The sequence below is a fragment of the Stenotrophomonas sp. SMYL89 genome (genome assembly GCF_036319985.1).
In the GTDB taxonomy this organism is placed as follows: Bacteria; Pseudomonadota; Gammaproteobacteria; order Xanthomonadales; family Xanthomonadaceae; genus Stenotrophomonas; species Stenotrophomonas maltophilia_Q.
On sequence record NZ_JAWIRW010000004.1, the window covers coordinates 240,975 to 252,583 of the forward strand.

General features: G+C 68.0%; 11 protein-coding genes and 1 tRNA gene. 6 read left to right on the top strand and 6 right to left on the bottom strand.

The features are described 5' to 3' along the window. Positions 1-169: 169 nt before the first annotated feature. Positions 170-2,011, bottom strand: a complete 1,842-nt coding sequence (locus tag V3B41_RS07225) for a glycosyltransferase family 39 protein (RefSeq protein ID WP_329860573.1) — start codon at positions 2,009-2,011, stop codon at positions 170-172. 42 nt (positions 2,012-2,053) lie between these two features. Here V3B41_RS07225 and V3B41_RS07230 point away from each other — a divergent pair, with 42 nt between their 5' ends. The 4 genes from V3B41_RS07230 to V3B41_RS07245 are packed head-to-tail and all read left to right on the top strand — an operon-like array spanning position 2,054 to position 6,420. Further along, complete coding sequence (locus V3B41_RS07230; RefSeq protein WP_329860582.1) at positions 2,054-3,007, top strand: AAA family ATPase; 954 nt, start codon at positions 2,054-2,056, stop codon at positions 3,005-3,007. A gap of 2 nt (positions 3,008-3,009) precedes the next feature. Further along, a complete protein-coding gene (locus V3B41_RS07235; RefSeq protein WP_197633659.1) occupies positions 3,010-3,954 on the top strand; it encodes a DUF58 domain-containing protein in 945 nt (314 codons plus the stop codon). Further along, positions 3,947-5,896 carry a DUF3488 and transglutaminase-like domain-containing protein gene (locus tag V3B41_RS07240; RefSeq protein ID WP_329860574.1) on the top strand — a complete coding sequence of 650 codons (1,950 nt, stop codon included), beginning with the start codon at positions 3,947-3,949 and terminating at the stop codon, positions 5,894-5,896. The genes V3B41_RS07235 and V3B41_RS07240 overlap by 8 nt, the downstream gene beginning before the upstream one ends. Next, positions 5,893-6,420, top strand: a complete 528-nt coding sequence (locus V3B41_RS07245) for a Slp family lipoprotein (protein WP_008265847.1) — start codon at positions 5,893-5,895, stop codon at positions 6,418-6,420. Before V3B41_RS07240 ends, V3B41_RS07245 begins: the two co-directional genes overlap by 4 nt. 112 nt (positions 6,421-6,532) lie before the next feature. Here V3B41_RS07245 and V3B41_RS07250 read toward each other — a convergent pair whose 3' ends face one another. From V3B41_RS07250 to dnaX, 4 genes are all read right to left on the bottom strand, one after another. Continuing rightward, positions 6,533-6,892 (bottom strand): histidine triad nucleotide-binding protein, encoded by a 360-nt coding sequence (locus V3B41_RS07250; RefSeq protein ID WP_049430202.1) that lies wholly within the window; start codon positions 6,890-6,892, stop codon positions 6,533-6,535. A gap of 67 nt (positions 6,893-6,959) precedes the next feature. Further along, positions 6,960-7,559, bottom strand: a complete 600-nt coding sequence (gene recR, locus V3B41_RS07255; protein ID WP_197633660.1) for a recombination mediator RecR — start codon at positions 7,557-7,559, stop codon at positions 6,960-6,962. 82 nt (positions 7,560-7,641) lie between these two features. Further along, a complete protein-coding gene (locus V3B41_RS07260; protein WP_004154630.1) occupies positions 7,642-7,962 on the bottom strand; it encodes a YbaB/EbfC family nucleoid-associated protein in 321 nt (106 codons plus the stop codon). A 6-nt stretch (positions 7,963-7,968) separates the two neighbouring features. Then, the gene (gene dnaX / locus V3B41_RS07265) at positions 7,969-10,014 is read right to left on the bottom strand and encodes a DNA polymerase III subunit gamma/tau (RefSeq protein ID WP_049430206.1); all 2,046 of its coding nucleotides are present in this window, start codon (positions 10,012-10,014) and stop codon (positions 7,969-7,971) included. Positions 10,015-10,158: 144 nt separating this feature from the next. Between dnaX and V3B41_RS07270 the strand changes: the two genes are divergently transcribed. After that, a tRNA-Ser gene (locus tag V3B41_RS07270) sits at positions 10,159-10,251 on the top strand. Between the two features lie 141 nt (positions 10,252-10,392). Here V3B41_RS07270 and V3B41_RS07275 read toward each other — a convergent pair. Then, positions 10,393-10,767, bottom strand: a complete 375-nt coding sequence (locus V3B41_RS07275; protein WP_329860575.1) for a DUF3592 domain-containing protein — start codon at positions 10,765-10,767, stop codon at positions 10,393-10,395. Positions 10,768-11,141: 374 nt separating this feature from the next. On the opposite strand from V3B41_RS07275, the gene V3B41_RS07280 reads away from it, so the two are divergent. After that, complete coding sequence (locus tag V3B41_RS07280) at positions 11,142-11,585, top strand: GNAT family N-acetyltransferase (RefSeq protein WP_329860576.1); 444 nt, start codon at positions 11,142-11,144, stop codon at positions 11,583-11,585. Positions 11,586-11,609: the final 24 nt, after the last annotated feature.

Genomic DNA, 11,609 nt, shown 5'->3' on the forward strand with positions numbered 1-11,609 from the left:
CTGTCAGTCGACTATCGCGCGCAGCGCGGGGTTTTGCCAGCGGCTGGAAGAGCAGTCGACTAACAGTCGACTCTACCAACCCGGAGCACCCGACCAACGTGGAGCACCCGACCAACCTGGCACGCGCAACCAACCCGGAGTACGCGACCAACCTGGACCGCGCGCCGCCTCAGCGCCCGCGAACCTCGAACGGCTGCTCCTGCCATTCCTCCACGCTGCCATCGCGCCCATGCAGGCGCAGGCCCAGCCAATGCCGTCCCGGCGCCAGCGTGCTCGTGTCCAATGACGCATCGAAGCCCACCGACGGATGCTGCGGGTCGGTGCTGTCCGGCCAGGTCTGGCGCACGTCGAATGCGCGGCCATAGCGCGCATCCCCCACCGAGCGGCCATCGACCAGCACTTCAACCCGTGCCAGGCCGACACCATCCTTGAACGCCCATCCCTTGATGGCCAGCACGCCGGACACCTTTTCGCCGTTGGAAGGTGTATCCAGCCACGCCATTGCCGGAGTCACGCACGCCCCCGGCGCACGCTGCGCCGGCAGGCGGAACAGCAGGAACCGCTGGAAGCCATGGTCACTGCTGACCACCCGCGGCGGCGGCAACGGCCCCACCTGCTCGCAGATGGCGTGATAGCGCGCCAGCAGATCGCGGTAACGCTGATCGCTGGGTGAAAGCACCAGCAGCATCGGCGCCGAGCGCTTGCCTTCATGCAGCAGCCCCCACTGCGCCAGCTGCGCGGTGCGCCCATGCTTGTCGTTGAGCGGGTGCGGCAGCACTTCGATATCGCCGCTGCCGAGCTGGAAGCCCAGCTCGGCCCCCACCTTGAAGTTCCCGGCCAGCACCCGCGTGCCCGCGGGCATCTGCTGCAACTCTTCGCGCACTGCCATCGCCAACGGCTGCCAGCCAGCGAAATTGCGCGGGTAGTACTTGCTGCCCGCCAGCTGCTCGCGCAACGCAGGCGTGGAGGCCATCAGGTAATAGCCGAACGCCAGCACCATGCCTGCGCCGGCCAGCCACCAGCCGGTGCGCCGCAGCCAGCGTGGCCAGCCGTTGAGCACCACCGGCACCGCCACCAGCAGGGCCAGGTAGCCCGGCAGTGGCCAATGGAAACTGATCCGCTCGACGTCGGTGAAGAAGCCCAGCAGGAAGATGCCCAGCGTGGATACGCCCCCGACCAGGCCGAAGTAGCGCCACTGCACACGCGTGCCGCCGCCCCTGCGGGTACCGGCCAGCGCCATCTTCCACATCGCCATGCACAGGATCGGGGTGACCAGCATCGGCTGGATCACCAGGAACCACAGCCCGTTCCATTCGAACGTCCAGGGATGGCGCTCGACCACCTGGAACTTCAGGCCAGCGTCGTGGTTGTCCGCATTCCATGCCAGCAGCGGCAGCCAGGCCAGCACGCCTACCGCCAGTGCGACCCATACGCGCGGATCGGCCAGCATGCGCCGCCCCTGCGGCAGCGCCAGCAGCGCGATGAAGCCCACGCCGATGACACCGATGAAACGGTAGTGACTGAGCGCTCCGATCGACAGGCCCAGCGCAAGCTTCATCGCCGACGATGCATCGACGTTGTGCAGCAGCCGTGCACCGGCGTGCAGGCAGATCACCGCGGCCAGCGCCATGGGTACATCCGGCACCGCCAGCAGGCCCAGCGTCGCCGACAAAGGCATCAACAGCGTGAGGCTGCCCGCCTGCCAACCAGCCACATTGCCGAACCAGCGCGTGGCAGTGTGCACCACCAGCAACGGCAGCAGCGCGCCGATGGCCAGGAACGGCAGGCGCAACGCGAGCACATGGTGGCCACCGATCTCCACCCCCAGGCGCGCCAGCCATGCGGTCAGTCCGGGAAGGTCCGAATACGCGGCGGCCAGATGCTGGCCTTCCTGCCAGTAGAACGCCTCGTCAACGAACAGTGGCAGGCGCGCAGCCACCACCAGCTTGGCCGCTGTGACCAGCGTCCATAACCAGAGAAATATTGTCCGCGCGCGCTGTTCGCCTTGCATTGCTCTATGGATAATCGAATGGATTCCAGACCTGAGACGATCATGCCAGCCTCGTCCCCCAATCCCACCATGCTAACCGATCAACTGCGCCAGGCCCTGCGGGAGGCACAGGATCAGGTAAACGCACTGGTGCTGGGCAAGGTGCCGGAAGTCAGGCTGGCCTTTGTCGCTCTGCTTTCCGGTGGTCATCTGCTGATCGAGGATCTGCCCGGCCTGGGCAAGACCACGCTGGCGCATGCGTTGGCCAGCAGCTTGGGCCTCAGCTTCCAGCGCGTGCAGTTCACCTCCGACCTGCTGCCCGCCGATGTACTGGGCGTCTCGGTATACGAAGCCGGCAGCCGCCAGTTCCAGTTCCATCCAGGGCCGGTGTTCACCCACGTGCTGCTGGCCGATGAGATCAACCGCGCGCCGCCACGCACGCAGAGCGCGCTGCTGGAGGCGATGGCCGAACAGCAGGTCACCCTGGATGGACAGACCCACCCCCTGCCCGATCCGTTCTTCGTGATCGCCACGCAGAACCCGGTGGACCTGTCCGGCACCTTCCCGCTGCCGGATTCGCAGCTGGACCGTTTCCTGCTGCGACTGGCGATGGGCTACCCAAGCGCGCGGGCCGAACGCGAACTGCTGCGCGGCACCGATCGTCGTGACCTGATCGCACGTGCCGTACCGAAGCTGGATGACACTCAGGTACGCGCGCTGCGTGAGGCTGTCGGCCAGGTCCATGCCAGCGATGCACTGGTCGACTACGTGCAGGCCCTGCTGACCCGCAGCCGCCAGCACGCCGGCGTGCGCGTGGGCCTGTCACCGCGTGCAGGCCTTGCGCTGCTGCGCGCGGCCAGGGCGCATGCACTGCTGCTGGGCCGCGGCCACGTGGTGCCCGAGGACGTACAGACCCTGTTCGTGGCGGTGGCCGGTCATCGACTGGTGGGCGAAGCCGAGTCCAGCTCGGGGCCGGCACTGGCGCGGGCCATCCTGCAGACCGTCGCGGTGGATTGAGGGTGGCCACGCGCTGGGCACGACTGCAACTGCTGGCACGTCCGCGCCGGCCTGAAGCACTGCCACAGCGGCTGGACCGCCACCGCATCTACGTGCTGCCCACCCGCTTCGGTCTGTTCGTCGCCACGCTGCTGGCGGCAATGCTGCTGGGCGCACTGAACTACAACAATAACCCGGCGTTGCTGCTGGCCCTGCTGCTGGCGGCAGCGGCGATCGCAAGCGCCATCGCCGCGCACCTGCAGCTGTCCGGCGTACAGATCGACGCGATCTCCGCCGAGCCGGTTCCGGCCGGGCAACCGCTGCGCCTGCGCGTGGACCTGTCACTGCGCGATCCGCGCGCACGCCACGGCCTGCACCTGCTGCTGGGTGACAGCGAAGCCTGGACCTCGCTGCCTGCGCACGGCCGTGGCGAAGTGGAACTGCAGGTTCCCAGCGAACGCCGCGGCTGGCTGGAACTGCCACGCATCCGCCTGTCCACCACCCAGCCACTGGGCCTGGTCCGGGCATGGTCGTGGGTGTGGCCGGAACAACCGCTGCTGGTCTATCCGCAACCCGAAGCGCTGGCGCCTGCACTGCCGGAAAGCGGCAACGATCCGCTGCATACCCGCGCCCATGCCAGTGGCGAGGAACTGCATCAGCTGCGGCCCTATCGTGCGGGCGATGCACCACGCAGCATTTCATGGAAGCACTCGGCACGCCGCGACAGCCTGCTGGTGCGCGAGTACGAAAAGCCAGTCGGCATCGAAGTCATCCTCGACTGGCGCAGGCTGTCTCCGCTGGGCCATGAAGCACGCATCGCGCGTTTGGCACGATGGGTCGACATGGCCGAGCGCGAAGGCCGCCGCTACACCCTGCTGCTGCCTGCACATCCACCGTTCGGGCCCGGGCAGGGCGCCAGTCACCACCACCTGTGCCTGCGCGCACTGGCATTGATGCCGCATGACTGAAACCACGCCCGCCCTCGACCGCAATGCCCGCAACTGGACCCTGGCCAGCGCGGCACTGGCGCTGTTGCCGTTGCTGCTGCAGCTGCCGCCCCTGCTGGCCGGCGTGATCGCGGCCGCGGCGCTCGTGACTGCGGCCCTGTCGTGGCGGAAGGTACTGCCCATGCCGGTGCGCCTGCTGCTGGTGCTGGCCATGCTCGGTGCCATCGTCTGGCAGATGGGGATGGTTCGACCCGGGCGCGATACAGGTTGCGCCCTGCTGGCAGCGATGCTGGCGATCAAGTCCAGCGAACTGCGCAGCCGGCGCGATGCCCGCAGCCTGCTCGGCTTCGCGCTGTTTTCCCCGTTTGCGGCATTCCTGCTCGACCAGGGGCCACTGACCACCGTGTTGGCCGCATTGGCGGGGATCAGCGCGTTGCTCGCCCTGCAGCGCCTGGCCGGGGATGAAGGCCACGCCGGCCACCTGCCACTGCGAGGGCAGCTGCGCGGCGTTGGCCGCCTGCTGGCGATCGGCCTGCCACTGGCATTGGCCTGCTTCTGGCTGTTCCCGCGGTTGGCGACCCCGCTATGGGGCGTTCCCGAGCGCGCGGTCGGCACGCCGGGGCTGTCCGACAGCATGGAACCCGGCCAGTGGCTGGACCTGATGGCCGACGACGCCCCGGCGCTGCGCGTGCAGTTCTTCGGTGCGGTGCCCGAGCCGATGCAACGCTACTGGCGAGGGCCGGTACTGACCGCCTTCGATGGCCGGCGCTGGACACGTGACCGCGCCAGCGAGCGACGACCGGCGGCCGTGGTCGAGGCCGGCACGCAGGACTGGGACTACCAGATCGACTACGAGCCCACCGACCGGCGCCAGCTGGTGGCACTGGACCTGCCCAGCCGCGCCCCAGCAGGCAGCACGCTGGATGCTGACATGAGCCTGAGCAGCGAGCGGCCACTGGCGTCGCTGAGCCGCTGGCGACTGCATTCGGCGCCACCTCAACGCTTCGACAGCACGCTGTCGCCCTATCTGCGACGGGCCGCGCTGCAGTTGCCCAGCGGCTTCAACCCGCGCACCGCCACACTGGCGCAGCAATGGCGGCAGGATGCCGGCGGTGATGACGAAGCCATCGTCCGCCGCGCGCTGCAATGGATCACCACCGATTTCTCCTACACGCTGCAGACGCCACCGGCGGGACGCGATCCGGTCGACGAGTTCCTGTTCGGCTACAAGGCCGGCTTCTGCGAACACTTCAGTTCCGCCTTCGTGGTACTCATGCGCAACGCCGGCATTCCGGCGCGGGTGGTGACCGGCTTTGCTGGTGGCACCTACAACCGCCTTGGCGACTACTGGATCGTGCGGCGGATGGACGCCCACGCCTGGGCCGAGGTATGGCTGCCGCAGCGCGGCTGGGTACGGGTCGACCCTACCGCCGCAGTGGCACCGGAACGCATCCTCGATACCCTCGACGACCGCCTGCAGGCAGGTACCGACAGCCCGCTGCGGCAAAGCTGGCAGCAGCTGGGGCAGATGGGCGACTGGCTGCGCCGCGGCTGGAACGACCTGGTGCTCTCCTTCGATGCGCGCCGCCAGCAGCAGCTGCTCAAGCCGTTCGGACTGGATGATCTCGGCCCCACGCAACTTGTCGCTGGCTTCGTGGTGGCAACGGTGCTGGCCCTGGCGTGGATGGCCTGGCTGCTGGCCCGGGGCGAGCGCGAACGTGACCCGCTGCTGCGTGCCTGGCGCGGGCTGGGCCGGCGCTATGCCCGCCTCGGGCTGGGCCGGCAACCCCACGAAACCGCGCAGGACTGGGCACGGCGGGTCCATGCCCAACGTCCCGATCCCGCCCTGCTCGCACTCAGCCAGCGTTTCGCCGACGCGCGTTACGCTGGAACTTGCACCGACCTCGCTTCATTATTGCGGGACCTGCGCAGGCATCGCCCGACTTCCGGAGCCTCCCCATGAACACCAAGTTCCTCCTCACCGCTGTGGCCACGCTGGCCCTGTCGGCCTGCGCCACGGCCCCAAAGCCGCTGCAGGGACAGTTCAGCCTGGTCTCCCCGCGCGATTCGGTCGCCACCCAGCAGGTCGGCACGCCGGTCCGTTGGGGCGGTCGCATCATCGAAACCAAGCCCGGCCAGGGCGAGACCTGCTTCCAGATGATCTCGCGCCCGCTCAACGCCAGCGGCCGCCCGAACACCACCTCGTCCGACGCCAGCGACGGCCGCTTCATCGCCTGCCGCGCCGGCTTCTACGACCCGGCCGTGTTTGAAGCAGGCCGTGACGTGACCTTCATCGGCAAGATCGATGGCTACCAGAACACCCGCATCGGGGACTACGACTACCGCCTGCCGAAGCTGTCGGCCGATGTGATCTACCTGTGGCCGGAACAGCGCCAGGTCGACGTGGTGCCCTACCCCTATGGTCCGTGGGGCCCGGGTCCGTATGGCCCGTACTGGGGCGGTTACGGCCGTTGGGGTTGGTGGTGATCGCCAACCGGCACGCGTGACGGAAAAGGCCGCCCTCGGGCGGCCTTTTTCATCCACGCATGGCGTGGATCTACAGCGGGGTACCCGTGGTACTCCTGCGTGGATAGGGGCTTCAACGCCCCGGCGTACCGAAATGCCCCAGCTGTGCACCCGCCAGCAGGTGCATGTGGATGTGGAACACGGTCTGCCCGGCATCTTCACGGCAGTTCATCACGATGCGGTAGCCGTCCTGTGCGAACCCTTCGCGGCGCGCGTACTCGGCAGCGGCCAGCGCCAGCTTGCCGATCAGGTGTGCCTGCGAGGGCTGCAGGTCATCCAGGGTCGGAATGATCTCGTTCTTCGGAATGAACAGCACATGCACCGGCGCCTGCGGTGCGATGTCCTTGAAGCCCAGCACCTCGTCATCCTCGTAGACGATGGTGGCCGGGATCTCGCGACGGATGATCTTGCTGAAGAGGGTTTCAGTGCTCATGTTCGGCCTCGGCGGAAATGTCATCCGCATTGTAGGCCGGCCGCGCCGGCGGATGCCCGGCCGGCGTTCAATCGCGGAATTCGCTGCGCGTTCCGAACGCGTGCGAGAGCGTGCCGCGATCGACGTATTCGAGTTCACCGCCCAGTGGCAGGCCCTGCGCCAGGCGGCTCGGCTGCACCTTGCCCGCGCGCGCCAACTGCGCCAGATAGTGCGCGGTGGCCTCGCCCTCGACGGTGGCACTGGTGGCGATGATCAGTTCCTGCACCTCGCCTCCGGCCAGGCGCTGCTCCAGCTGTTCCAGGCCCAGTTCGCGCGGGCCGATGCCATCGAGCGGCGACAGACGGCCCTGCAGCACGAAGTAGACGCCGCGGAAACCGGTGGCGTTCTCGATGGCCAGGCGATCGGCGGGCGATTCGACCACGCACAGCTGGCTGCGCTCGCGGCTGCTGTTGGCGCAGGTCGGGCACAACTCGGATTCGCTGAAATCGCGGCACTGTGCGCAGTGGCCAATGCGCTCCACCGCCAATGCCAGTGTCTCGGCCAGACGCTGGCCACCTTCGCGCTCGCGTTCGAGCAGGTGGTAGGCCATGCGCTGCGCGGTCTTCTGGCCGACGCCAGGCAGCACCCGCAACGCGTCGATCAATTGTTCAAGCAGGGGTGCAGACACGGCGGCATGCTTTCATGGCGTCGATCAAGTTCGACGGCTACAGGTTCCGTGGCACCCGCTTGCACGGGTGCCACGCCGAAAATCAGAACGGCAGCTTCATGCCCGGCGGAAGCTGCATACCGGCGGTGGCCGAACCCATCTTCGACTTCGACTCGGCATCGATCTTGTTCGAGGCGTCGTTGAAGGCGGCGGCGATCAGGTCTTCCAGCATCTCCGGGTCGCTGGCCAGCGACGGGTCGATGCGCACCTTGCGGCATTCCTTGGCGCCGGTCAGGGTCACGCTGACCATGCCGCCACCGGCGCTGCCGGTCACTTCGATCTTGGCAATTTCTTCCTGGGCCTTCTGCAGGTTTTCCTGCATCTTCTGGGCCTGCTGCATCAGTTGGGCGATGTTTCCGCGCATGGTGTCTTACTCGTCAAAAGAACGGATGGAATCGGAAACAACCCGGGCGCCGTGCTGTTGGATCAGCACCTGCACTTCCGGGTCGTCCATGAAAACGGCCTCTGCTTCCTGCTGCCGTTCGCCACGCTGGCGGTCGGCGCGCTGGTGCAGGGTCTCGGCCGGAACGTGTTCGGTTTCCACGGTCTCGACCACGATCTTCGGCGCCTGGCCCAGGGCCTTCTCCAGCATCTCGCCCAGGGCGGCCAGCGCGCGCTCCGAGCGCAGGTATTCAAATCCGGGCGAAAGCCCCAGTTTCAAGGTCCCGTGCTGGCAGCTGATGAACGCGGCATTGGCGGCCAACTGCCGCGATGGGCCGCTGAGACCGCTGTTGGCGACCAGATCCAGCCAGTCCTCGGCCGTGGCCAGCTCGCTGACGCCGTCCTGCGGCGCGGTATCACGCGCCGGGACCGGTTCGGCGGGTGCAATGGCAATGCCATCGGCGCGGAACGGGCGCTCGGGCGGGGCAGGTTCGCTGGGGGCCGCGGCGGGAGCCGGCGGCTCGTGCCAGGGCGCGACCATGGCCGCCTCCGGGCCGGCCATCTCGGCCGCCAGTGCTGCGTCACGAGACTCGGCTTCGTCGGTGGCCCACGGCGGCAGATCGTCGCTCGTTTCTGCTTCAGCGGCCGGCGGCGGCACCTCTGCTTCGGCCTTTACCGGCGGCGGCGACACGGGCTCTTCCACCGGAACCGGCTCGGGTTCCGGCGTCGGGTCCGGCTCGGGCTGCGGGGCCGGCTCAGGCTCGGGGTCAGGTTCGCGCGGCGCAGCCTCGGACGGCGCGGCCGCCTGCGTCGCCGGGGCCGGGGCCGCCTGAGCGGCGGCAGCGGCCGGCGCCGCTTCGTGGTTGCCGGCACCGCTGCCTCCACCGGCAACGTTGCCGCCTGCTGCACCTTCAACCGACTTCGGCACCGGCGGTACCGCGGCAGCCGGACGGAATGCCAGCATCCGCAGCACGGCCATCTCGAAGCCCGCGCGCGGGCTCGGCGCCAGCGGCAGGTCGCGGCGGCCATTCAAGGCCATCTGGTACCAGAGCTGCACCACTTCCGGGCGCAGGCGCTCGGCGAATGCGGTGGCATCCAGGCCTTCGGCAACGGCCGCACCCGGTACCAGCTGCTGCACCTGGATGCGGTGCAGGCCTTCGGCCAGCGCTTCCAGCACACCACTCCAGTCCGGTGAGAATTCAGCCAGCGCGGCCACCACCTGCAGCAGGCGCGGGCCATCGCCCTCGGCCAGTGCATCCAGCATCGCGGCCACCTGGGTGCGGTCGACGGTGCCCAGCATCGTGCGCACCACGTCCTCGCGCAGTGCGCCGCCGGCATAGGCAATCGCCTGGTCCAGCAGCGACAGGCCGTCACGCAGGCTGCCATCAGCGGCCTTGGCCAGCTGCACGATGGCGCTGCCGTCGGCCTCGATCTCTTCTGCCGCCAGGATGCGGGTCATCTGGCCCTGGATCTGGTCCTCGTCCAGGCGCTTGAGGTTGAACTGCAGGCAGCGGCTGAGCACGGTGACCGGCAGCTTCTGCGGGTCGGTGGTGGCCAGCAGGAACTTCACGTGCTCCGGCGGCTCTTCCAGCGTCTTCAGCAGCGCGTTGAACGCCGCTTTGGACAGCATGTGCACTTCGTCGATCAGGTAGACCTTGTACTTGCCACGCGAGGGCATGTACTGCGCGTTCTCGATCACCTCGCGCACGTCGTCCACGCCGGTGTTGGACGCGGCGTCGATTTCCAGCAGGTCGATGTAGCGGCCGGCGTCGATGTCCAGGCAGGCCGCGCACTGGCCGCAGGGATCGGCACTGGTGCCCTGCTCGCAGTTCAGCGACTTGGCGAAGATGCGCGCGATGGTGGTCTTGCCCACGCCGCGGGTGCCGGTGAACAGGAACGCATGGTGGACCCGGCCGCTGTCCAGCGCATTGCTGAGCGCACGGACCACGTGTTCCTGGCCCACCAGCTCGGCAAAACGCTTCGGACGCCACTTGCGGGCAAGGACGAGATAGGACATCAGGCCACCGTTTTCCATCGGATGTTCCATTGTGCCATGCCTGTCCAGCCCCCTCGCCTCCGGCACGCCCTTCGCAGGTTCCTGGCCGGGGTGCTTGTGAAGTGCCGCGCAGCCCGCTAGAATCTGCGCCCCTGCTGAGGCGTTTGCCGATGGCAGGGATCCGGAGAGGTGTCCGAGTGGTTGAAGGAGCACGCCTGGAAAGTGTGTAAGCGTCTAAACCGCGCTTCGGGGGTTCGAATCCCCCTCTCTCCGCCAGATAAATGAAGAAGCCGCCCACCGGGCGGCTTTTTTATTTGGCTGGCGGGAAGCGCGGTAGGTACTACCGAACTGAACAGGCCCTGCCGCCAGGGGCAGGTCCAACGATCCGCCCGCCGACAGCGCGCGATCCGCTGCGAGTCACCTGCGCCGGAGCAGTCCCCGCACGCAGACGCCGACGAACGCCAGCCCCAGCAGCATCCACACGACCGTCATTCCCCACAGCGCACCGAACGTATCCAGGACCGGCTCCAGGCGCGGTTGCGCCGGATCGTACAGCACGCGTACCGGCTGTCCAGGCTCATAGCCGAAGATCATGCCGCCCTGCGGGTAAGAGACGCGTTGGCCGGTCGCGGCGGTGAACGCAATCTGCGGATGCGATCCGCCCGCGTTCAGTCGCTCGACCTGGCCATCGACGGCCTGCGCGATCTGCAGGAACTCAAGGCGATGCGTCACTTCGAAGGCGGCCACGGCAAGGATCAGCAGCCCCGCCGCGCCAAACAGCAGACCGCGCATGACCTGGGCAGTCCGGGAAAGAGAAGGGGCGGGCATCGCTGGGCAGCTCCGTTGCAGGCAGGAAGACGAATGGGGCCGGCGGATCCTGCCGCGCGGTCAGTCCCACGTGTCGAAAGCATAGCCCAGAAGCCGCCGCGCCCCGCTGCACGCCATCGCGGCCGCATGCCTCGCCACTGACGCACCCGCCTGGTGCAGGCGCCTGTGTTCCGCACAGTCATTCGAGGTGGGCGAAATCATCCGTGAGAAGATCGACTCCGCTCCATGTACCTTGGAGCACTTCGGCGCCCCCCTGCGGCCTCGTCGTGCAATACCCCCTTGAGAAGGACAGCGTCTGGACGGCTGAAATGCGCCCAGGCAACGCCAAGGCATTTTCCATGAACCTCCGCCTCTACCGTCCCGCCGATGCCAGCGCCTGCCTGTCGATTTTCGACAGCAACGTGCCCACCTACTTCGCGCCCGAAGAGCGCAGCGACTTTGAGCGCTTCCTGCAAGAACAGGCCATGGACTGTGCATTCCAGGTCATCGAGCGCGACGGCAGCATCGTGGCCTGCGGCGGCCTGTCGCGACGCGGCGACGGCAGTGCCGGTTTCTGCTGGGGCATGGTACAGCGCGCGCTGCACCGGCATGGACTGGGCCGGGAACTGGCGGTGGCACGACTGCAGCAGGCCGGACGTGATGCCTCGATTGCGCGCACCACGCTCAGCACCAGCCAGCACACCCAGGGGTTCTACGCCGGCCTCGGTTTCCAGGTGACACGGGTGGTACCCGATGGCCACGGCGCCGGGATTGACGCCGTGGAGATGGAGCGGAGGGTGTAGCCCTCCGCCCCGGCCCGGATCCAC